Source organism: Sphingobium sp. AS12 (genome assembly GCF_019097845.1).
GTDB lineage: Bacteria > Pseudomonadota > Alphaproteobacteria > Sphingomonadales > Sphingomonadaceae > Sphingobium.
In genome coordinates, this window is sequence record NZ_JAHRGM010000035.1 from 483,846 (window position 1) to 505,314 (window position 21,469).

A 21,469-nucleotide genomic window follows, 5' to 3' on the forward strand; every position below is an offset into this window, starting at 1 on the left:
CTAAATCCCGCCCTGTCCACAACCTCGATCAGTCGGCTGACCGGTCAGCCATCTCCATCCAGCACCTGCCGCACCTTGGCGGCCAGCTGGTCCAGCGTGAACGGCTTGGCCAGGAACGACACGCCGGGATCCAGCATCCCGTTATGGACGATGGCGTTGCGGGTATAGCCGGTGGTGTAGAGCACTTTCAGCCCCGGCCGTGCCTCCCGCGCCCGGTCGGCCAATATCCGGCCGTTAATGCCCGGCATGACGATGTCGGTGAACAGCATGTCGATGCGCGGCTGGATCGTCAGCATCTCCAGCGCCTGTTCGCCGTCTGACGCCTGCACCACCGTATAGCCCAGCTCGCGCAGCGAATCGACCGACATATGCCGCACCCGCTCCTCATCCTCGACCAGCAGGATGATTTCCTCACCCTGCGCACGGGGCAGGCTGTCGGCGGCGGGGACGACATAGCTGCCCGTTGCATCCGGGCCATAATGGCGCGGCAGGTAGATTTTGATGATCGTCCCCTGGCCCGGCTCGGAATAGATTTTCACATGGCCGCGCGATTGTTTGACGAAGCCGAATACCTGGCTCAGCCCCAGCCCGGTGCCCTTGCCCACGCCCTTGGTGGTGAAGAAGGGGTCGAAAGCTCGCGCCACGACATCGGGCGGCATCCCGGTGCCGCTGTCGGCGACCGACACCATGATATATTGGCCCGGCGTCACCTCGTCATGGGTCGCGGCATAGGCGTCGTCCAGATGGGCGTTACCCGTCTCGATCGTCAGCTTGCCGCCACCGGGCATCGCGTCCCGAGCATTGACGCACAGGTTGATGATCGCATTTTCCAGCTGGTTGGCGTCGATGCTCGCCCGCCACAGCCCGCCCGCCAGCACCGATTCCACCCGCACATCCTCACCAATCGTGCGGCGCAGCAGTTCGGACATGCCGCCTACCAGCTTGTTGACGTCGGTCGGCTGCGGGTCGAGCGGCTGTTGGCGTGAGAAAGCGAGCAGTCGTGCGGTCAGTTGCGCCGCCCGCTGCGCGCCCTCGGTCGCATTGTCGATGCCCTTGATGACGCGGGGGTCGCCATCCTCGCCCAGCCGCCGCCGTGCCATGTCCAGCGATCCGATGACGATCGCCAGCATATTGTTGAAATCATGGGCGATGCCGCCGGTCAGCTGGCCGATCGATTCCATCTTTTGCATCTGGCGCAACTGCGCTTCGGCGGCCTCGCGCTCCTGCGCTTCGGCTATCAGCCTTTGATTGGCCTGTTCCATTGCCAGGCCATGGGCGACCGCTTCGCTCATGCGCCGTTGCGCGGTGCGCAGCGCCATCAGGCCCAGCAGGATGACAAGCGCCGCGCTGACCGCCAGCCCGCCCGACACCAACATGCTCAGCCGATTATGGTTTGCCGTACGATCGCGCAGCAATCCTTCTTCACGCACCTTCATGGCGGCAATCTGCGAACGGATGCCCGCCATCAAGATCTGGCCACGCTCAAAAATGCTGGGATCGATCGCCCGCCGCGCGCGCTTGCTTGAGATCCCGCGTTCCAGATAGGCGCTGCGCCTTTCGATCAGCTCAACCAGCCGATCGACCGCTCGCGCCTGCACCGGATTGTCTCTTACGTCATGGCGCAGCGTAGCTATGTCCTTGCGCCACTGGCGATCGAACCGGGTATAGCTGTCCAGAAATTCGGGCTGTCCGGTCAATATGTAGCCGCGCTGACTGCTTTCCGCCGCTTGGACCTGCACCATCATCAGCGACAGCCGGTTTTCCACCCGCAACGTATGTTCGATCCAGTCGGCGCTCGCCTGCTGGCTGCGATACAGCCAGAATGTGCCGCTCACCGCCACCATGACGATCAGCAACGCGAGCAATAGGAGGATGATCGATCGTTCGGGGCGGATGGCGGGCATGGCGCCCCTCATGGGAAAATGCAGCGCGCAGGGCAAGCCCCCTGCGACGAGTGTCATCGCGCGCGCCCTTGCCATCGCGCCGCGCTCCCGCCATCACCCGCGCCATGGACTGGCAATTCTGGATAGATCGCGGCGGCACCTTTACCGATGTAGTGGCGCGTGACCCGGACGGGCGACTGCACACCGCCAAATTGCTCTCCAGCGACCCGGAACGCTATGCCGACGCGGCGGTCGAGGCAGTGCGGCGGCTAACGGGGGCAAGCGACGGGCCGATCCCGCCCTGTTCGCTGCGGATCGGCACCACCATCGCCACCAACGCCCTTCTGGAGCGCAAGGGCGAACCGACTCTGCTCGCCATCACGCGCGGCTTTCGCGATGCGCTGCGCATCGGCTATCAGGACCGGCCGGACCTGTTCGCGCGGCATATCATCCTGCCCGACCCGCTCTATGCACAAGTAGCGGAAATGGACGAGCGGGTCATGGCCGATGGCTCGGTGCTGAAACCACTGGACCAGGACGCGGCCCGCTCTGCGCTGCAATCGGGCTATGACAGCGGCCTGCGCGCTGTCGCCATAGTGCTGATGCACGGCTATCTTTACCCGGCGCATGAACAGGCTATCGCCACGATCGCCGCGGACGTCGGCTTCACCCAGATTTCGACCAGCCATGATGTCGCCCCCCTCATCAAGCTGATTGGGCGCGGCGACACTTGCACTGCTGATGCCTATCTCTCGCCCGTGCTGCGCGCCTATGTCGATGATCTGCGCGACGCGCTGGGCGATCAGGCCGACATGCTGTTCATGCAGTCGAGCGGCGGACTGATCGACGGCAGCCTGTTCCGGGGCAAGGATGCGATATTGTCTGGCCCGGCGGGCGGCATTGTCGGCCTTGCCCGCACCGCCGAGCAGGCCGGTTTCCGTGAGGTGATCGGCTTCGACATGGGCGGCACCTCGACCGATGTGTCGCACTATGCCGGTGCCTATGAGCGCGACAATGAGGCGCGGGTCGCGGGCGTCCGCCTGCGCGCGCCGATGATGCGCATCCACACCATCGCGGCGGGCGGCGGCTCGATCTGTAGCTTCGTTGATGGCCGCTTCCGCGTCGGCCCGGATTCTGCAGGCGCAGTGCCGGGACCGGCTTGCTACCGGCGCGGCGGGCCGCTCACCATCACCGACTGCAACCTGCTGCTCGGCAAGATTCAGCCTGATCATTTCCCCAGCCTGTTCGGCCCGAACGGCGACCAGCCGCTCGATCCCGCCGCGGCGCAAACCCGCATCGCCGCCATCTGCGCGCAGGTGCAGGGGGAAACCGGCCGCACTCTGACCGTGCGCGAGGCCGCGCAGGGCTTCATCGCCGTCGCCGTCGCCAGCATGGCCAATGCGATCAAGCGCATATCGGTCGCGCGCGGCCATGACGTGACGCGCTATACGCTGGCGAGCTTTGGCGGGGCAGGGGGGCAACATGCCTGTCTGGTCGCTGATGCGCTCGGCATGGACCGGGTGATGATCCATCCGCTGGGCGGCGTATTGTCCGCCTATGGCATGGGCCTGGCCGATCGCCGCGCGGTGCGGGAGCGCACGCTGGCCTTGCCGCTCGACGCGGATAATATGGCGCAACTCGATCAGGCGCTCGCCATCCTCGCCGCAGATGCCAGCGCCGACCTGCCCCAGGCCGACCGGATCGAAACGCTGCTGCGGCTGCGCTATGACGGCACCGACAGCCTGTTCGATGTGCCGCTGGCGGACATCAAGGCGATGCGCGCCGATTTCCTGACCCAGCATAGCGCCCGCTTCGGGTTCGCCGGGCAGGGCCGCATCCTCATCGACATGGCGCGGGTCGAGGCAATCGCCGACACCAGCGAAGCGATGAGCGCGATCGCCACCATCGCCGCGCAACCCGCGCCGCCGCTGGTTCATATCGACTATGCAGGCGAAACCGCCCCGGTCCACGACCGCGCGGAACTGGCCGCCACCAGCATCATCGACGGCCCGGCGCTGATCATCGATCCCGTATCGATCACCGCGGTGGAACCGGGCTGGCGCGCCCGGCTCGACGCGATCGGCAACCTGATCCTCACCCGCCACACCCCCCGTCCAGCGCCGCAGACCGGGGACGCCAGCGCCGTCGATCCCGTCCGGCTCGAAGTCATGGGTGGCCTCTTCATGGCGATTGCCGAGGAAATGGGGGCCGCGCTCCAGAACAGCGCTTCGTCGGTCAACATCCGCGAACGGCTGGATTTCTCCTGCGCCCTGTTCGATGCTGCGGGCAATCTCGTCGCCAACGCCCCGCATATGCCGGTCCATCTGGGCAGCATGGGCGACAGTATCCGCACGATCATGGTGCGGCGCGGGACCGGGCCGGACGGGCAGCCGATCGACGGGCGCGGGATGCAGCCGGGCGATGTCTATGCCCTCAACGCCCCCTATGATGGCGGTACTCATCTGCCAGATGTTACCGTCGTCATGCCAGTGTTCGTCGATCAGGACGCCGCGCCTGCCTATTATGTCGCGGCGCGCGGCCATCATGCCGATATTGGCGGCATTACCCCCGGATCGATGCCGCCGGACAGCGTATCGGTTGAGGAAGAGGGCGTCATCCTCGACAATATGCTGCTGCTCGATCGCGGCACATTCCGCGAAGCCGATATCCGCGCGTTGCTGGCATCGGGACCATGGCCCGCGCGTAATATCGACCAGAATATCGCCGATCTCACCGCCCAGATCGCCGCTTGTGCGCGGGGCAGTCAGGAATTGTTACGAATAAGCAACGATTATGGCGCGACCACCGTCGCCGCCTATATGGCCCATGTCCAGGACCAGGCCGAAGCCGCCGTCCGCCGCCTCATCACCCGCCTGTCCGAAGGCCAATTCAGCTATGCGATGGATAACGGTGCCATTGTCCAGGTCACTGTCCGGCTTGATCATACGACCTGTTCCGCCACCGTCGATTTCACCGGATCGTCGGCTCAGCTTCCCGGCAATTTCAACGCCCCCGTCTCGGTCGTCCGCGCCGCCGTCCTCTACGTCGTGCGCACCCTGATCGATGAGGCGGTGCCGATGAACGACGGCTGTTTGAAACCCATCACCATCATCGTGCCCGAAGGCTCGATGCTCCGCCCCCGCCATCCTGCCGCCGTGGTCGCGGGCAATGTCGAAACCAGCCAGGTCGTCACCGACGCTTTGTTCGGCGCATTGGGCGTCATGGCCGGGGCGCAGGGGACGATGAACAATCTGACCTTCGGCAATGCCCGCCACCAATATTATGAGACGATCGCGGGCGGCTCCGGCGCTGGCCCGGACTTTGACGGCGCGGCGGTGGTGCAGACGCATATGACCAACAGCCGCCTGACCGATCCCGAAATCCTCGAAACCCGCTTCCCGGTGCTGCTGGAAGAATTTTCGATCCGCCCCGGCTCCGGCGGCCAAGGTCAGCATCGCGGCGGCGACGGCGCGATCCGGCGCATTCGCTTTCTGGAGGATATGACCGCCGGCATCCTCTCCAACCGCCGCATCGTCCCGCCCTTCGGCCTGTCCGGCGGCGCACCGGGCGACCTCGGCCGCAATGCGATCGAGCGCGTCGATGGCAGCCTCGAACCGCTCGGTCCCACAGCCACCGCCAACATGCAGGCCGGCGACATCTTCATCATCGAAACCCCCGGCGGCGGCGGCTTCGGCCAGTCCGATCCTGCTTGACAAGACCCCCGCACGGGTCTGTTGTGACCGGCGGGGGAGGGGTTGATGACGCCGGACGCAACAACGCAGATCAGATGGGGCGTCGGGGCCGCGATCCTCGCCGTGGCGCTGGTCGCAATACTGGCGCTGGTCCCTGATCCCTTCTTCCGCCAGCGGGTCATCGCGACGACGCTCGACGATGTCGAGGGTGTTTCCCCCGGCGTTCAGGTCTATTTTCGCGGCGCACCCATCGGGCAGGTCCGCTCGGTTAAACTGGATGGGGCCAGCCGCACCTTCGCCGTCCATATGGGCGTGGCAAAGGACTGGCGGCCATCGCCGTGCGCCTTCGCCACCGTCGCCGCCGCCAATCCGCTGACCGCTCCGCGTATCGAACTGGTCGCGCTGGAAACGGCGACTGCCCAATGCGCCACCGCCCGCCGTGCCTATGGCTGCGACAGCATCGCCGGGCCGCATACGGCGGATGATATCGCCGGATGCCGTCGCCCCGCCGACCTGTTCGAAACGGCGTCGGTCGCAATTGGCGAAGCCGCCGCCGTCGCCCGCACCGCCAACGCCATGGCGCAGCGGCTGGCCACCATGTTGCAGGGCGACGGATCGGGCAGCGCGGTCGACATGGCGCAGGTCGCCCGCAACGCGACCGAAACCCTCGCTGCCTTGAACTCGCTCAGCACCCAGCTCGACCGCAGCTTCACGCCGGGGCAGGGCGACATCGCGCTCACCCTCTCCCACGTCCGCAAGGCGACCGGGCGCGCGTCGGAGATCGACATCGCCGCATTGAACGGCATCTTGCGCGAAACGCAGGCGATGGTCGCGCAGAATCAGGCCAGCATCGCCGGGTTGCTCGCCGAAGGGAAGGGCAGCGCCAGCGAAGCGCGGATGATCCTTGAAGGCGCGTCCGCCTCATTGATCGCCACCAGCGCCAATCTGGAACGCACCAGCGCCAGCCTTGGAAACCTCAGCGAACGGCTGGCGGGCGACCCGACCTTCGCGATCCGGGGCCAGCGCTACGCCGATCCGCCACCGCCGGGAGGACAGAAATGATGCGCCTTGGCCCGATCCTCCTGCTCCTTATGCTCCCGGCCTGCGCCGCATTGAAAAGCGGCGACGCCCCCGTCACCATGCGTGTCTCGCCCCGCTTCACCCCCGGCGCGGTCCAGCCTGCGCCGACGCTGGCGGTCGCCCCGGTGCAGGCGAGAGGCCTCAGCGGCGGGCTGCGCTACGCCTATGTCGATGCCGCCACGCCCGGCGAAATCCGCCAGGCCGCGACGCTCTTCTGGGAAGAACCGCCCGCCACCATGCTCGCCCGCGCGCTGGTTGCGGGGCTACGCACCCGCTTTGCCGCCGTCACCGGGCCGGACCTGTCGCTGGCCGCCGACCGCCGGATCGTGGCGACGCTCGACCGGTTCGAGGAAGTGACCAGCGCTGGCACTGCGCAAGCAGTCATCGCCTTTGACGTGACCCAGGTGTCGCAGGGCAAGGCCATCTGGACCGGCCGCTATTGCGCCACCCAGCCGATCGCCTCAGCAGCCGGCACCACCCGCGCGGCGGCATTTCAGAACGCGATCGAACAGGCGGTCGCGGCCTTTGTAGAGGACGCCGTATTGGGCAAGGTCACCGCCGCGCCCTGCTGAACAACCCCGCGTGTTCCCGCGCAGGCGGGAACCCAGTCCCACCCTTTGAACTTGGTTCACACCAACCGCCCAGCCTCCAGCCGATACACCCGTTCGCACAAGCGCCCCGCCAGCGCCGCATCCTGCGTCAGCAACAGAAGCGCCCGGCCATGCGGCACGATCCGCCGCCGCGCCTGCTCCTCCAGCGCTATGCTACGCCCATAGGCACCCTCGAACGGCTCATCCAGAATCAAAAGGTCAGGATCGCGCATGAAGGCGCGGGCCAGTTCCGCCCGTCGCCGCTCACCGATGGACAGCATGTCGGCGCGGATGCTCGCCGCCTGCTCCAGCCCATATTCCAGCAGCAGCCGGTCGATCCGCCGCCCGGCTCGCGCATCGCGACCGCCGACGCGGCCCAGCGCCAGCCGCATATTCTCTTCGACGGTCAGGTCGCCCAGCAACGACCCGCCCTGCATCGCCAGCCCGCATCGCGCACGCAACAGGCGGCGTTGGTCCGTATCGGAGTCGTCCAGCGCAACCCCCATCAACCGCACCGTGCCGCTGCCCGGCTCCGCCAGCCCGACCGCCAGCCGCAACAGCCAGCCCTTGCCCGCCCCGCTCTCACCCACAATCGCGACCCGCTCCCCCGCGCCGATGCGAAGGTCGATGCGGTCCAGCAAACGCACTCCGCCCAGCACCAGACTGACGCCCTCAAAGGTCAGCAATTCGCTCACGAGAGCGCTGTCCACACCGCCGCCGCCGTGAATATCCCCAGCAACCCGGCTGTAAAGGCGGTGGTCGCGCGGCGACCAATGTCGGCGGGCGATCGCACCGGCTTGGCCCCCACCGCGCCGCCCACGCCAAAGGCGATCAGCGCATAGACCGTCACCTTGCCCATGCCGGTCAGCATTGCCCCCGCCGCCTCGTGCGAAAAGGCAAAGCCCGCCCATTGCGCCCAGTCGATATTGGCCATCAACCCCAGCGGCAGCGCGCAGCCGACCAGCGCCGCCAACCCCGCCAGCATCATATGGATCGGCACCGACAGCAGTACCGCGACCAGCGCCGGACCCAGTGCATGGCCGACCGGGTCGCGCCCCAGCGCCTCCAGCGCGTCAATCTCCCGGTTGAGCGACATCGCCCCGAGCCGCGATGATAGCGCCACGGATACGCTGCCCGACGCAAACAGCCCGACTAGCAACGGCACGATGTCGCGCAACAGCGTTTCCGCCAGCGCCGCCTGCACCGGAATCTGCGCATTGTAGAGCGCTAACAGCCGCGCCGCGCCGATCCCGGCGATCATCCCCGCCAGCGCGGCGAGCGGCAGCAGGGTCCGCAAGGGTCGCCACACATGCAGCGGCAGGCCATCGGCCAATTGCCGCTGCGCCAGTCGGTCGCCCGCTACCAGCCGCCGCGCCATGCCGCGCGCCGCGCGCCCGATCAGCCACAGCCCGGCCCCCAGCGCGGCAAGGATTTTGCCGCTGCCCCTCAGCGCGCCCATGGCGCCCGGACGATTGCGCCGTCGCTGCCCAGTTGCACGGCGCGATTGTCCTCCATCGGACCCGGCGTCAGGATCAATTGGGCTTCCGATAGGTCGGCTGGATCGACGACTGCACGGATGCCGTCCGCCGCCCGAACCAACTCCGCCGCCATTCGTCCGTCGCTGCCATGCAGCCTGTCGATGATCGCCTGAACATGCTCTGTCAGCGCCAGTTCGATAAGCCGTCCCCGCTCATGCAGCGCCCCCATCATCGCCCGCGACCAGCCATCGGCCAGATCGCCTGCAAACAGAGGCACCCGGTCGGGATAATGCGCATCCAGCGCCGCCAGCAGCGCCCCCGGATCGGGTGGCACACTCTCAACACCCGGCCGAATCGCGACGCGCAGCACCCGCAAAGCCCGCCGTCCCGACGCGCCCAGCAACCGCGCCATGATCCGCACCTGCTCCCGGTCCAGATCCTTGATCGCTTCACTGAGGTCATCATAGGGAATGATATCGGGATGCAGCCGCTTGGCATCGTCGCGCACCGCGCCGAACGTCCAGCCCTGCACCAGCTTGGCCGCCATCCAGCGGTCATGCTCGGCGCGCGACAACTCCTCCAGCTCATCGGGCGTCAGCATCAGCGACGGTCCGCTGCCCTCCACCAGCCGCGCGCCAATGTCGCGCAACTTCAACTGGTAGCAGTCAGCAACCAGCCGGTTGTCGTCGTGGAAGCTTTCGGGCAGATTTTCCCATTCCTGCATCGACGCGCGCACACCGATCCGCTCCCCTTCGGCAAAGCGGCCCTCCAGATAGAAATCATGGATCGACCGGGCCAGCGCATCATGCCGGTCCTGCAACAACATGTCGGGATCGGCGAGATCGGCCAGCGCCCCGAATGGCAAAATCCCCGCGCCCAGCCGCGCGTCATGCCCACCATCCATCCGCACATGGATGGGCGGCGCGACCAGCGCGGCGGCGCGATAGCGCGCATCGACCGCCAGCGCGATCGCCAGCGCCCGGTCATCCTCGCCCGCATCGATCAGGATCGCGACCGGTTCCCCTTGCGCTGCGACATGCAGGTCGATCAGCGCCCCGATCCCCGCCGGGTCAAGCTGCCCCTCGACAAAGCGCACAGGCGACAGGCTGTCCGCCCCCGGATTGCGCGCCCGGAAACCGGCTTCGGTCGTCGCCGCATCGGCCAGATGGATGAAGAAGGACGGCTTGCCCCCGTCGCGATAATGGCCGCCCGCCAGGCTACGTAGCACATAGCGCTCTACCAGTGGGGTAAAGCCGATCACCAGCACGCCGCGCCCCGCCTGTCCCGTGCGACTGAAACCGTCGATCGGCCGGGCCAGCGCCAGTTGCCGCGCGGCAATGTCGGGCAGCGCCGCCAGCCGTACCCGCGCCGTCTTGCGGTCGCCCTGCTCGAACCGCTGCTCGACGCTGCGCCGCAGGTCGAGGTCATCGACCCGCAGGATCACGTCCAGCGGATCGCCAGCGGCCCGCACCCGCGCCGCCTGCCCCAGAACGGCGGATGCGAGCGCGATATTGGTCCGCGCCTCCCGGCTCAGCGCCAGCACCGCCCGCGCCTTGTCCAACGCTAACGCCTGTGCGCTTTCGTCCACCTCCGCCTGCTCGACCTCCGCCGCCCCGGCCTCGATCGCGTCTGCGACCCAGACAGTGCGCCGGTCGCCCGGCCACAGCAGCACCCGCCGCCCCTCATTCAGCGCGCCCGACGCCGCCTGCGCCGCCAGCCCGCCATCAGCGTCGCCTGCAATCACCAGATGGTCGCCCCGCGCCCGGATCATCGCCAGCCGCCAGGGATTGCGCAACTGCTCCCACGCCAGCGCAACGGTGGACCAGAAAGTCAGCAGCGGCAGCGCCCAGCGCGCGATATGCAGCGCGACGGGCAAATCGCGCCCCTCCAGCGCCTGCGGAAAATTGCCGACGATCAGCCGCAGAGACCGGAACGCATCCTGCGCCAGGGTGGAGGCGATCCCTGCCTGCCCATAGGCCTGCGCAAAGCCCCATGTACCCAGCAGGAAAGCGACCCCCATCGCCCCGAACCGCACGATTGGCGCGACCGGCGGCAGCCTTAATCCCTTGCCCCGCTTGCCCCCGCGCATCGCCCCGGTCACTGCGAGCGTCAGTTGCTGGTGTGCAGGCGGACGAAGGCGGCGGACACGCCGTCACCGGGATGGCTGACGAGCTTGGCGCGCAGCCGCGTCAGAAATTGCCGTTCGGTGCCATTGACCACCTCATCATCGCCGAACAGCGGCTTGTCGGACGCCAGCGCGACGATCATCTCCGGGCCGAAGGGCGGGGCGACAGCATAGCGCTGCGCGGTTTTGGACAGGCCGATCATCACTTGCCGCACCCCCTTGCGGTCGGGTTCGGGATGGCCGCGATGCAGTTCCACCGCGCTGCCATCGGCCTGTAGATAGATGATGCTCAGATAAGGCCGCGCCGCCGTGGTGGTCGCGCTGACGCCGAAAATCTCATTCTCCTTCATCGTCACCGGATCGCCCTCGCGCGGCGCGCCCGCCTCGGTCAGCGCCGTGATCCGCGTCCCCGCGCGCGACAGTGGTGCAGTGAGCGTCAGCGCCGCCTCGCATTGCGGCCAGGGCAGGTGACGCACCTCGAACTTGGCTTTGGGGTCCGCCTTCAACGCGGCTTCGCGCAATGCCGCAATCGCATTCAGGTCGCCGGAAAAGCCGGATACCGCGCCGCCCTTCACGCTGACGGCACCGCACGGCATGGCGGCGGCCTGTTCACTCACCATCTGCGCCGCACTCTTGGGCGCGGGCGGCAGCATACCGGACGACGCCGGGACCACCGGCGCTTCCAATGAATAGGCTTCCCCGGTCAGCAGCCGGAAGGTTGTATAGTCGATCCAGGCATAGCCTTTGTCGCCCCAAATCGGACCCCAGCTGTTCATGATGCGCAGCGCCTGCCGCTCCTCATCATAGCCCACGATCGCCATGGCGTGATAGCTGGCCTTGTCCGGCTTGTCGGCACGGGCATAGATGCCATTGCCCCGATGCGCCTTGAAATCGGCAGGCACCGGCATGGCGAAAATCACCGGCGCACCGCGTGCCAGTGCGCCCTTGACGTCATCCAATATGATCGGCGTGCGCCAGTCATCCTTCACCTCGCGGTCGACCGCGCGCCAGTCGAGCAGGCGATAATTGCCCGCCTTGGCTTTCAGCGCTTCGGGCGCGGGGATCGCGCATTTGGTCATATCGTCGGGGAAGTCGGCCAGGCTGACCGTCCCCTCATTTTTGAGCAAGGTCAGCGCCTGGACGATGCTGATCGTCCCGCTACACGGCGATCCGGCCGGGCGCAGCCGGTTGTAAACATAGGCCGGGCTCATCTGGTCGGCCGGAGCGGCGGGCTGCACCGCCTTGTCGCGGAAATTCAGGAAGGTGCGCGCGGCATAGGTGGTCGCCCATGCGACGCAATTGGGCTGCGGTCCCTGCGATCCGGGCGGCGGATAGGCGTTGGACAGGTCCACCCGCTTGGGCAGATAGGCGCGAAACCGCCCCTGTTTGGGCAGTTTCGCATAGTCTTCGGGAGAAACGGGTTCCGCACCCGTCATGAATAGCGGATCGTCCGCCTCCTGCGCCGATAGCGCTGAAAGGCCGACCCCCGACAGCCCCAGCAATGCCGCAACACCCCAGCTTCTGGCCCCATGCGTCATCGCCCGTTCCTCCCCTTGGATGTGCCGCTTTTAGAAGCGATAGCCGATGGTCAGCGTGACCGCGTCATAATCGAAATCATGCGAAAAGCTGCTCGTGCCATGGGTGTAGATCAGGCCGATGCGCAGTTGCTCCGCCTTGCTCTTCTGTTCCGCCTCGCGGGTGCGGACACCAATGCTGAGCGCCGCTTCATGGACATCCTCATAGGATTGCGGATCGTCGGTCAGCTTGGTCCAGGTGTAACTGGCGCGCAGCGATCCCTGCCGCCCGCCGAACATCCGCCCCTTGAACGGCAGCTGATAGGCCACGCCATTGCGGAACGTGAAGACATTTTCCTTCAGATAGAAGGCCGGATCACGCCCCAGACCCCAATCGGTGGTGGTGGACCAGCCGATCATATTGCCCATGGTCAGGTCGCCGCGCCCCACTTGCGCGATCTTGTAGCGGCTGCTGGCCGACACGGTGATCAGGTCGCTGCTGGTCGATCCGAAAAAGGCACCCGCATCGGTAACGCCATAGGCGATGCGCGGGGTGATCAGCCAGTTGGGCTGGACCGGTATCTCTATCCCGGTGGACAGCGTCCCCATAGTCGCGGTCGCGCCATTGTTGACGTGCAGGACATTCAGTACCGGGTCGATCAGCACGCGGGCGCGGCTGCCCTCGAACGGACGCAGCGCCTTTTGATAGCGCAGCTCGTAGCGCTGGCCTTCATTGCCATAGGCACCCCAATAGGTGATCGCCGCGCCGATCGTATCGGCATCCCCCTCCATGTCGAAACCGGGGGTGTCCGGGTCATCGTCATAGTCCAGATCATTAAGGTTCAGCGCCGTGGTCAACGCGCTATGTTGCAGGCTGTTGGGACTGCCCACCGTCGCCAGATAGGGCGCGGCCTGCGCCATACCCGGCGCAACTGCCATCAGTGCCGCCGTCGCCAGATATTTATTCATCATCTCACCCCTTTTGCGGAACCGGCTTCCCTGTCCGGTTCCTGACCCTCATTGAAAAACTGTCAGGACGCGCCGAGTATCTCGTCCGGGTCCAGATCACGTACGACCCGCAGTCCGGCATCCTGCCGTCGTTTGGATGGCGCAACGGTGAAGCGATTGGCCGATCGCAGCGCATCGGGCGCGCTCTCGAACGATCCCCCACGGATCACGCGCGTCCGGCACGACTGGTCGGTGCAGCCCGACGTCCATTCCCACACATTGCCTTGCATCTGGTTAAGACCAAAGGCGTTGGCGGGGTAACCGTTCACGCTTTCGGGATAGCCGCGATAGGGCGCGGTGTCCGATCCGCGATAGCGGGCGGTATGGTCATAATTGGCCTGGCTTGGGCCGATGTCATCGCCCCACGGAAAGGCGCTCGGCGTGCCGCCCCGGCTGGCATATTCCCACTCCGCCTCGGTCGGCAGGCGATAGGTGCGCCCGGACTTGACCGTCAGCCAGGCCAGAAACGCCTGCGCATCCTCGTAACTAATGTCGGTCGCCGGGATCAGCGGGTTGGGATTTTCCTTCGCCCAATTGCCCAGCTTGGTGCAGGCATTGTCGCGGACACAGCCATTCCATTCCGCGATCGTCACTTCATAGACGCCGATCGCAAAGGGCCGCTCGATCCGCACATTGGCCTGCACCGGCTCGTCGCTGCCACGTCCCGGCTCCGACGCGGGTGATCCGAACGGTGTGGTGCCGGCGGGGATGGCGCGCATCCACGGGCAGTTGGCGCAGTCATAAAAGCGGTCGTTCGCCGCCCGGTCGCAGGAAATGAAGCAGGGCGGCGCGCCTTGCAGGCCATAGTCAAAGGTCGGCTTCTGGAAATTCTTGCCAGATGACAGGGCGACCCGATCCGATACGCGCTTTAAGGCATCGGCGATATTCTGCTGCGGGCGGCGGATTTCTTCGGCCAGCACCTTGGAAAAAATACCATCGTCAAAGGCGAACTGATCCGCGCTGGTGGAAAAGGCAACCAGATAGCCCTGGTCGGGCCGGATCGCGGCGGCGGGCGCGCGCACCATGCGGCGCAGCCCCTTGCTTCCGGCCAGCTCGCCCACGGCGCTCGTCTCGACCCCGGTCTGGTCGGCGATCATCTGCGCCAGCGACGGCGGCGGCGCGGCCAGCACGTTGCGGCACATGTCCAGCACGATCAGCATCGTTTTCGCGCCTGACCCCAGCAGGTTGCGGGTCAGTGCGGCGCGGGTCAGCGTTGCTGTCTCCGCCGTCACGTCGCGCCCGGCATCGACCGGCAGCAGCATGACATCGCCATAGCTGCCCAGCGCCGCGCCATGGCCAGAAAAGTAGAGCATTCCGAACGCCTTGGGTCCGGCGGCCGTCAGCTTCGCGCGAAAATCGGCGATCGCAGCCAGCATCGCATCACGCGACAGGTCGCGGCGCACCTGCACCGGGCCCTCGCCGCTGGCATCGACAAAGCCGGTGGCGTTGAGCGCTGTGGTGATCTTGTCGCCATCGGCATAGGTGGACGCCAGCCTGTCGAACGACTGGTAAGCACCATTGACGATCACCAGCGCCAGCCGGGGTTCGTCTGCGGCCTGCGCTGCCCCGCCGCCAGCCAGCAGCGCGACCAGCAGGCCCAGCGCTGCCATGGCGCGAAACAGGGGCGCTATAGACAAAGCAGCGCGCGCGATCATTTCATCGCCTTGCGCGGCGCAAATTCCACTTGAGTGACGATCTGGTCGACCGCATCGACATGCAGCACTGCATCATAGGCGCGCGCGGCCTTATACGGTTCGGCAGGGCCACCGCCGAACAGCTTGGCAAGGAAGCCGCCAAGGCCGCGCCCCTTCTGGCAATAGGGGCTGACCGTGACCATGCCGCCGCTCTTTTCAACCTCGTTCAGCCACGCACCCAGAGGCGCAGGCGCTTCATTGGCGACCGGGTAGGGCGAATCGAGATCGACCACGACGGTCTTGCCCCGCCGCAGCGCACCTTTAAGTGCGCGGTCGAACCGGGCAGGATCGGCAAAACGGAGCGTGGGCTTGGTCACCGGCCGGTCGCACGCTTTCAGCACCGCGGGTGCGGGAACGGAGGCTGGCCGCATACCGACGGGATCGGCCGGGCGCAGCTTCACTGGCGCGATCGCGTTAGCCGCAGGAGGCTTGGTCGTAGGAGCGGTTTGTTGCCCGTTCGCAACAACATTGGCGGGCGGCGCTTCCGGGGCGATGATGCGCACGCCGCGTCCGGCCGCGCCATCGGCTGTGTGGCCCGGTTGATCCTGCGGCGGTGTCGCGGGTGGGTTGGCCTGCGCCAGCGTGGTAGATGCCATGCCCAGTGAAAGTCCCGCAGAAGCAATGGTTAAGAAGCTTCTGACTATTATCATCGTTCCCCCCTGAGTCATGATATAGTTATTGCTCCCCCAACCATTATGAGATTATGGGGTTATGACTGAACAGGCAACAAAAAAGCGCGGGAGATTCCAAGTGGCGAAGGGGCGTCGTGGACTCTGGGCAACAGTATTAACGGCTTTTGTCACAATATTGATATGCCCTTCGATCGCCAAAGCCGAAACCCGCGCCCTGCTGGTCGGCGCCTGGCAGTTCCGCTCCTCCCTGATCATGGATCTGGCCGGTCCCGAAAATGATCTTCAAGCGATGGAAACAGTGATTCGCGGTCAGGGTGCCAGCGATGTCACAGTGTTGCGTAATGACGGCGTCAGTCGCACCACGGTCGAAACCGCGCTCCATGCTTTGGGGCTTCGCTCCAAACCGGGTGACTGGATCTTCCTTTATTATACCGGTCATGGCGCACTGGCCGAAGCCAGCGTCAAGGGGACGCGCGACGGCGACACCGACCAGTTCCTGCCGCTGCCCGGTTTCGACCCCGACAGCAAGGACGCCGAACGCTTCATCGTCGACAAGGATTTCTACACCTGGCTTGCGCTCTATGTCCCGCGCGGGGTGCAGGTGCTGATGATGGCCGACACCTGCCATTCCGGCACACTCCACCGCTCGGTCGATCCGCGCGCCATGGGCATGACCCCGCGCCTGACGCTGGGCGGGCGCAATGTCGAGCTGGGGTCACGGCCTGCGCCGCGCTTCGCCAGCACGCTTGCCTCGGTCGAGGGCGCGGCGCTCACTGCCACGCGGGAGGACCTGCCCAACCTCTTCTATATCAGCGCGGCGCGCGACGATCAGGTCGCCTGGGAAAATGCCCTGCCGGTCGAGGGCGCACCGACGCGCGGTTTCCTAACCTGGTCGTTCGAGCAGGGGCTGACCACACCGCGCGCCGATGGCAAGGGCATGGCGGCGGATCAGGATGGCGATGGCAAGCTGACCATCGGCGAATTGGGCACCTATCTCAATGTCCAGGTGCGCATGTTGAGCGGCCAGCGGCAGGAAAGCAGCAGCATCATTCCGCCGGGCCGCGAAGGGCAGGGGCTGTTCGCCACCGTGCCGCCGCCCCCCGCGCCTCCGGTCGCTCCGCCGCTGCCCGGCCTCTATGTCGCGGATGTGAAGGCGCGCGCCAGTGTCACTGGCAATGACCATCCCTGGCGCATCCTGACCGATGGCAAGGGCGCGGATTTCGTTTGGGACACTGCCCGTCACGCCATGCTCCGCCGCACTGGCGATATGGTCGCGCAAAATGTCAAAACCCTGCCGCAACTGCGTGGCGTCATCGACAAATGGGCTGCGATCGAGGCGCTCCGTTCGCTCCTGTCCGAACAGCGCACCCGGCTGATGGTCGGCCCGCTCGAAAATGGCGCACGCTATCCGTCCGGCGCGCCCGTCACGCTGGCGCTGGCGCAGCAAGGGACCGCTCAGTCAGTCGCCGCGTCCCAATATGCGCCCCAATATGCAACAGTGTTCAACATAGCGTCGGACGGCACCGTCCAGCGCCTCTTCCCGTCCGCACACTCCGACGGTGACGGTCGCCTGGCGCCCGGCCAGTCGCTCCCGGTTCTCGAAAGCCAGGTCATCGCCCCCTATGGCGCGGACCATGTCGTCGCCCTGGTGACGCCCCAGCCGCCCGAAGCTTTCCGGGTCCTGTTGCGCACGGTCGAAAATCAGCGTGCTGCCGCCCGGCTGGTCGCACCGATCCGCGATCTGCTGGCCAAGGCGCAGGGGCAGGCCAGCCTGTCGATCGGCGAACTTTATACCGGCAACTGATACAATGCCGATCTCAATTACTCAAAATCACCGTCCGGCTCTTGGCCGCGCTCTTATTGCCGATGTCGATGCGATATTGCCCAGACGCGCGCGGCGTCACGGCGCAGACCGGCGCATAATCGGCATTATCGTCCAGGCACAATTGCTTGCCCGACGCATCGAGCAGGCGGATATACATGCTGGTGCCGATGTCGCCGATCGCGCCGATGCGCAGCGGTTCGCCGCCCTTGGCCGTCACAGTGAATCGATAGGCGTTGCGCGCGCCGACATCCTGCACCCGTCGCACCAGCCCCTTGCCGAACGCCGACTCCGTCACGCCGCGCCCCGCCGCCGACTGGGCCAGCCGGATCTGCAACAGCAAGGCCTGATCATTGCGCGCCAGCGCCTTGGCCTCGGCAAACAAGGCGTCGGGCGAAAAGGCCGCATCGCCCTCCGCCGGAGTCGCACTATCGGTCATAGGCACTTGCTTGAGCATCCGCGCTGCGGTCAGCATCGCATGGGGATCGCCCTCGCGCCGGGCAAAGTCGGCGACCTGCCGCGCGGCAATCGCCTGCGCGAAGGGATCTGCGGGTGCCTTGGCAACAGGCGCAGCCTCCTGCGCCATCGCTCCGCTGGCCACCAGCATCATCGCCCCGCTTGCGATTAGGATTTTGCGCTTCATGTCCAACCCTTTCAGCAAGATCATCTCCATTCCCGTGGATACTGCCGCCATGGTCGGAAAGCCAGTGCTGAGCGGTGGCGCGGACCTGGCCAAACAATTGACCGCTCTGGTCGGCGGGGCGGGGGCAGGGCGCTATGCCGCCTTCATCAGCTACAGCCATGCCGATATGAAGGTGGCCCGCTGGCTCCACCGCGCGATCGAAAATTATCGCGTGCCAAAGGCGCTGGTCGGCACGCCGGGCGATCGCGGCCCGATCCCCGCCCGGTTGCGGCCGATTTTCCGCGATGAGGATGAGCTGGCCGGGGCCGCCGAACTCGGCCCCAAATTACAGGGCGCGCTCGCCCGCTCGGATGCGCTGATCGTCATCTGCTCTCCAAGCGCGGCCCGCTCAGTCTGGGTCGACAAGGAAATTCGCAGCTTCAAGACGATCAACCCGGACGCCCCGGTGTTCGCGCTGATCGCGGCGGGCAAGCCCGGCGATCCCGACACCGACTGTTTCCCCGCGCCTCTGCTCTTTGCGCTCGACGCCAATGGCGAACTGGACCGCAGCCAGCCGCTCGAACCCCTGGCGCCCGATCTCCAGAAGAATGACCGCAATATCGTCAAGCTCAAGCTGATCGCCGGACTGCTCGGCACCCCCTATGCCAGCCTCTACCGCCGCGACCAGCGCCGCAGCCGCCGGATCGCCGCTGCGCTCGGCGCTTTCGCCTTCCTGCTGATCGTCGTGCTGAGCGGCCTGTCGATCGCTGCCTTCACCTATGCCCGCATGGCGGTGCAGCAGCGGAACGAAGCGCAGGCCGCGCGCAAGCTGGCGGAAGAAAATGCCGACAAGGCCGAACGCCGCGCCTGGCTGGCCCAGGTCGCCGCGCAGGAGGTGCGACGGCTGGCGGATGAGGGAAGCAGCTGTCCGCGGCCGTAAAAACGGCCGTTCGTACTGAGTAGCCATTGAGCGAAGTCGAAATGGCGTATCGAAGGATGCGTATGGACGCGATGCTTCGATGCGGGACTTCGACAAGCTCAGTCCTTACTCAGCGCGAACGGCTATTTTCGTCGAATGGGACGAGCCTCAATCCCGCCAACTCCGGTCCACCCGATCAATCAGCCGCACCATCGCCTGAAAATCCGGCACCCCCGGCCCGACCGGCAATTGTACCCCGGCCAGATCGCGCTGATGCACAGCGATCACGTCTGCGCTCAGCTCCACCGGCGTCCCCGCCGCCCCGGCCGCCACTTGAATCTCGCAGGCGCGCTGGAGCATCCAATGTTTCAAAAAGGCTTCGGGCAGGCTTTCCGCCATCACCAGCGTCCCATGATTGCGCAGCATCATCACCCGCCTGTCGCCCAGATTGGCGATCAGCCGCTCGCCTTCCTCGCCACGAATCGTGACGCCCTCAAAATCATGATAGGCGATCCGCCCGGCAAAGGCGGCGGCGTAAAAGCTGATCGGTCGCAGCCCTTCGGCCGTGGCACTCACCGCCATCCCGGCTGTCGTATGGGTGTGGATGATGCAATGGGCGTCGGGCAAATGGCGGTGGAACACGCTATGCTGGACAAAGCCCGCCCGGTTGACCGGATAGGGGCTGCCGTCCAGCACCGTGCCATCAATGTCGATCTTGACCAGATTGGACGCGGTCACCTCATGATAGCCCAGGCCGAACGGGTTGATCAGGAAGGCGCTGTCCTCGCCCGGCACGCGCACGGTGATATGGTTATAGATGAGTTCGGACCATCCCATATGGTCGAATATGCGGTAGCAGGCGGCCAGTTGCTGGCGCGCCTCCCATTCGGCGGGGAATATGTCGGGGCGTTTTGCGGCGCTGGCCATGGGCGATCCTCTCTTATATAATGGCAAATATTATCCACCTTCCGCGCACGTAAGTCTAGAGCGCGGGCTTTAGGGTTGAATTGCCGCGACTCTGCTGGTAGGGCGCGCCCCACACGGCGTAGGGTGACCTGCGACGACTCACAGGCTTTGCTATTGCGACGGGCTGTCGGGACGGATTGGAAAATCCCGGCAAAACGCTCGTTTTCGATTGGAGATTGACGGACTTATGCAGATCATCGTTCGCGACAACAATGTCGACCAGGCCCTCCGCGCGCTCAAGAAGAAGCTGCAGCGTGAAGGCGTGTATCGCGAAATGAAGCTGCGTCGTCACTACGAGAAGCCCTCGGAAAAGCGCGCCCGTGAAAAGGCCGCTGCCGTGCGCCGCGCCCGCAAGATGGACCGCAAGCGCGCCGAGCGCGACGGCGCGAAGTAAGCGCCGCCGGGGCGGCCCGCGCCGTCCCGCTTTCCTGCTGCCTGCCTGCCCTTGAATTGCGAGAAGCATCGCCATGTCCACAACGGCCGTTCCCCTTCGTCCTATCGCCAGGGGGTCTTTGACGCGCCTCTGGATTGGTGTCGCTGCGCTTGCGCTGGCGGCTGGCGGTCTGGCCTGGGCCGGGCAGCAGGGCATCGAAGCCTCGCCGTCCACCTTCATGGCGCAGAATGCCGATGCCGAGGGCGTGATCACCACGCCATCGGGTCTGCAATATCAGGTGCTGACCGAAGGCACCGGGCCCAGCCCGACCACCGCCGACGTGGCGCTGGTGGGCTATAAGGGCACGCTGCTCGACGGCACCGTGTTCGACGAAAATCCGCAGGCGCCGATGCCGATCGACGGCGTCGTCCCCGGCTTCTCCGAAGGCCTGCAAAAGATGAAGAAGGGCGGCAAATACCGCCTCTGGATCCCGCCGCAGCTTGGCTATGGCGATCAGGCGGCAGGGCCAATCCCCGCCGGCTCGATCCTGATCTTCGACGTCACCCTCCACGACTTCAAGTCGCGCGCCGAAATCATGCAGATGCAGCAGATGATGCAGCAACAGCAAGGCGCAGCAGGCGCCCAGCCGCCCCGCTAAGGGGGCGCAAAGCCGATGAGACAAAAGGGGCCGCCAAGTCGGCCCCTTTTTTGTGCGCCGGGCGGATGATGGCGGCGATCGGCAACACGCCCTTCTCCCCTTGGGGGAGAAGGATACGAAACCTTGGCGACGAAGTCGTCTAGGCGAAGTTGGATGAGGGGGATCGACGCGAGTCGCGCGCGCTCGCATGAGGCCGTGACACCCTCACCCAGCTACGACTAAGGCTGCAAGCAGCCAAGTCTGCGCAGCCCTCTCCCTCAAGAGAGAGGGGTATATCGGCGTCCGCTAACGACCCAGGCTGTGTGAAAACGCCTTCGTCGACATAGTCTATAGATATTGGCCCGGCCGAGTTTGCACGGCGTTGTCTTATCTGGCGATGGCGCTCAGCAGGTTACGGCTTCCCATGATGTTGA

The 21,469-nt window shown here is 65.9% G+C and carries 17 protein-coding genes; 7 read left to right on the forward strand and 10 right to left on the reverse strand.

What is annotated here, in order from left to right; all coding sequences use genetic code 11:
- Nucleotides 1–44: 44 nt before the first annotated feature.
- Nucleotides 45–1,904 carry a CHASE3 domain-containing protein gene (locus KRZ98_RS15680; RefSeq protein WP_217674369.1) on the reverse strand — a complete coding sequence of 620 codons (1,860 nt, stop codon included), beginning with the start codon at nt 1,902–1,904 and terminating at the stop codon, nt 45–47.
- A gap of 104 nt (nt 1,905–2,008) precedes the next feature.
- Between KRZ98_RS15680 and KRZ98_RS15685 the strand changes: the two genes are divergently transcribed.
- Genes KRZ98_RS15685 through KRZ98_RS15695 form a run of 3 tightly spaced genes read left to right on the forward strand, consistent with a single transcriptional unit; the run spans nt 2,009 to nt 7,227 of the window.
- Entirely contained in the window at nt 2,009–5,596 is a 3,588-nt protein-coding gene (locus KRZ98_RS15685; protein WP_217674370.1) for a hydantoinase B/oxoprolinase family protein, read from the forward strand.
- Between the two features lie 45 nt (nt 5,597–5,641).
- Complete coding sequence (locus KRZ98_RS15690) at nt 5,642–6,637, forward strand: MlaD family protein (protein WP_217674371.1); 996 nt, start codon at nt 5,642–5,644, stop codon at nt 6,635–6,637.
- Nucleotides 6,634–7,227 (forward strand): ABC-type transport auxiliary lipoprotein family protein, encoded by a 594-nt coding sequence (locus KRZ98_RS15695; protein WP_217674372.1) that lies wholly within the window; start codon nt 6,634–6,636, stop codon nt 7,225–7,227. Before KRZ98_RS15690 ends, KRZ98_RS15695 begins: the two co-directional genes overlap by 4 nt.
- A gap of 56 nt (nt 7,228–7,283) precedes the next feature.
- Here the strand turns inward: KRZ98_RS15695 and KRZ98_RS15700 are convergent, their stop codons facing one another.
- From KRZ98_RS15700 to KRZ98_RS15730, 7 genes are read right to left on the reverse strand one after another with little or no spacing between them, the layout of a single operon-like run.
- Nucleotides 7,284–7,940, reverse strand: coding sequence for an ABC transporter ATP-binding protein (locus KRZ98_RS15700; RefSeq protein WP_217674373.1), 657 nt, complete (start codon nt 7,938–7,940; stop codon nt 7,284–7,286).
- Entirely contained in the window at nt 7,937–8,704 is a 768-nt protein-coding gene (locus tag KRZ98_RS15705; protein ID WP_217674374.1) for an ABC transporter permease, read from the reverse strand. Before KRZ98_RS15705 ends, KRZ98_RS15700 begins: the two co-directional genes overlap by 4 nt.
- Complete coding sequence (locus KRZ98_RS15710; protein ID WP_368389832.1) at nt 8,692–10,824, reverse strand: RyR domain-containing protein; 2,133 nt, start codon at nt 10,822–10,824, stop codon at nt 8,692–8,694. The genes KRZ98_RS15705 and KRZ98_RS15710 overlap by 13 nt, the downstream gene beginning before the upstream one ends.
- Before the next feature lie 8 nt (nt 10,825–10,832).
- Nucleotides 10,833–12,386: a C1 family peptidase gene (locus KRZ98_RS15715; RefSeq protein ID WP_217674375.1), complete on the reverse strand. Its 1,554-nt coding sequence runs from the start codon at nt 12,384–12,386 to the stop codon at nt 10,833–10,835.
- 30 nt (nt 12,387–12,416) lie between these two features.
- Nucleotides 12,417–13,334, reverse strand: coding sequence for a hypothetical protein (locus KRZ98_RS15720; RefSeq protein WP_254798475.1), 918 nt, complete (start codon nt 13,332–13,334; stop codon nt 12,417–12,419).
- A 59-nt stretch (nt 13,335–13,393) separates the two neighbouring features.
- Nucleotides 13,394–15,025, reverse strand: coding sequence for an SUMF1/EgtB/PvdO family nonheme iron enzyme (locus KRZ98_RS15725; RefSeq protein ID WP_217674376.1), 1,632 nt, complete (start codon nt 15,023–15,025; stop codon nt 13,394–13,396).
- A complete protein-coding gene (locus KRZ98_RS15730) occupies nt 15,022–15,660 on the reverse strand; it encodes a hypothetical protein (protein WP_217674377.1) in 639 nt (212 codons plus the stop codon). Before KRZ98_RS15730 ends, KRZ98_RS15725 begins: the two co-directional genes overlap by 4 nt.
- A gap of 211 nt (nt 15,661–15,871) precedes the next feature.
- Here KRZ98_RS15730 and KRZ98_RS15735 point away from each other — a divergent pair, with 211 nt between their 5' ends.
- The gene (locus KRZ98_RS15735) at nt 15,872–17,500 is read left to right on the forward strand and encodes a caspase family protein (RefSeq protein WP_254798477.1); all 1,629 of its coding nucleotides are present in this window, start codon (nt 15,872–15,874) and stop codon (nt 17,498–17,500) included.
- A gap of 13 nt (nt 17,501–17,513) precedes the next feature.
- Here KRZ98_RS15735 and KRZ98_RS15740 read toward each other — a convergent pair whose 3' ends face one another.
- Nucleotides 17,514–18,161 (reverse strand): hypothetical protein, encoded by a 648-nt coding sequence (locus tag KRZ98_RS15740; protein ID WP_254798479.1) that lies wholly within the window; start codon nt 18,159–18,161, stop codon nt 17,514–17,516.
- On the opposite strand from KRZ98_RS15740, the gene KRZ98_RS15745 reads away from it, so the two are divergent.
- The gene (locus KRZ98_RS15745; protein ID WP_217674380.1) at nt 18,160–19,080 is read left to right on the forward strand and encodes a toll/interleukin-1 receptor domain-containing protein; all 921 of its coding nucleotides are present in this window, start codon (nt 18,160–18,162) and stop codon (nt 19,078–19,080) included. The genes KRZ98_RS15740 and KRZ98_RS15745 overlap by 2 nt on opposite strands.
- A 147-nt stretch (nt 19,081–19,227) precedes the next feature.
- Here KRZ98_RS15745 and KRZ98_RS15750 read toward each other — a convergent pair whose 3' ends face one another.
- Nucleotides 19,228–19,986 carry a class II aldolase/adducin family protein gene (locus tag KRZ98_RS15750; protein ID WP_217674381.1) on the reverse strand — a complete coding sequence of 253 codons (759 nt, stop codon included), beginning with the start codon at nt 19,984–19,986 and terminating at the stop codon, nt 19,228–19,230.
- 226 nt (nt 19,987–20,212) lie between these two features.
- On the opposite strand from KRZ98_RS15750, the gene rpsU reads away from it, so the two are divergent.
- Both rpsU and KRZ98_RS15760 read left to right on the forward strand, forming a co-directional pair.
- The gene (rpsU, locus tag KRZ98_RS15755; RefSeq protein WP_006957190.1) at nt 20,213–20,419 is read left to right on the forward strand and encodes a 30S ribosomal protein S21; all 207 of its coding nucleotides are present in this window, start codon (nt 20,213–20,215) and stop codon (nt 20,417–20,419) included.
- A 73-nt stretch (nt 20,420–20,492) separates the two neighbouring features.
- Nucleotides 20,493–21,056: an FKBP-type peptidyl-prolyl cis-trans isomerase gene (locus KRZ98_RS15760; protein ID WP_217674382.1), complete on the forward strand. Its 564-nt coding sequence runs from the start codon at nt 20,493–20,495 to the stop codon at nt 21,054–21,056.
- Nucleotides 21,057–21,469: the final 413 nt, after the last annotated feature.

Excerpts from the sequence above, each read along its gene's own strand:
- KRZ98_RS15680 (WP_217674369.1), bottom strand. The coding sequence starts at position 1,904 with ATGCCCGCCATCCGCCCCGAACGATCGATCATCCTCCTATTGCTCGCG.
- KRZ98_RS15685 (WP_217674370.1), top strand. The coding sequence starts at position 2,009 with ATGGACTGGCAATTCTGGATAGATCGCGGCGGCACCTTTACCGATGTA.
- KRZ98_RS15690 (WP_217674371.1), top strand. The coding sequence starts at position 5,642 with ATGACGCCGGACGCAACAACGCAGATCAGATGGGGCGTCGGGGCCGCG.
- KRZ98_RS15695 (WP_217674372.1), top strand. The coding sequence starts at position 6,634 with ATGATGCGCCTTGGCCCGATCCTCCTGCTCCTTATGCTCCCGGCCTGC.
- KRZ98_RS15705 (WP_217674374.1), bottom strand. The coding sequence starts at position 8,704 with ATGGGCGCGCTGAGGGGCAGCGGCAAAATCCTTGCCGCGCTGGGGGCC.
- KRZ98_RS15715 (WP_217674375.1), bottom strand. The coding sequence starts at position 12,386 with ATGACGCATGGGGCCAGAAGCTGGGGTGTTGCGGCATTGCTGGGGCTG.
- KRZ98_RS15720 (WP_254798475.1), bottom strand. The coding sequence starts at position 13,334 with ATGATGAATAAATATCTGGCGACGGCGGCACTGATGGCAGTTGCGCCG.
- KRZ98_RS15725 (WP_217674376.1), bottom strand. The coding sequence starts at position 15,025 with ATGATCGCGCGCGCTGCTTTGTCTATAGCGCCCCTGTTTCGCGCCATG.
- KRZ98_RS15730 (WP_217674377.1), bottom strand. The coding sequence starts at position 15,660 with ATGGCATCTACCACGCTGGCGCAGGCCAACCCACCCGCGACACCGCCG.
- KRZ98_RS15745 (WP_217674380.1), top strand. The coding sequence starts at position 18,160 with ATGTCCAACCCTTTCAGCAAGATCATCTCCATTCCCGTGGATACTGCC.
- KRZ98_RS15740 (WP_254798479.1), bottom strand. The coding sequence starts at position 18,161 with ATGAAGCGCAAAATCCTAATCGCAAGCGGGGCGATGATGCTGGTGGCC.
- KRZ98_RS15750 (WP_217674381.1), bottom strand. The coding sequence starts at position 19,986 with ATGGCCAGCGCCGCAAAACGCCCCGACATATTCCCCGCCGAATGGGAG.
- rpsU (WP_006957190.1), top strand. The coding sequence starts at position 20,213 with ATGCAGATCATCGTTCGCGACAACAATGTCGACCAGGCCCTCCGCGCG.
- KRZ98_RS15760 (WP_217674382.1), top strand. The coding sequence starts at position 20,493 with ATGTCCACAACGGCCGTTCCCCTTCGTCCTATCGCCAGGGGGTCTTTG.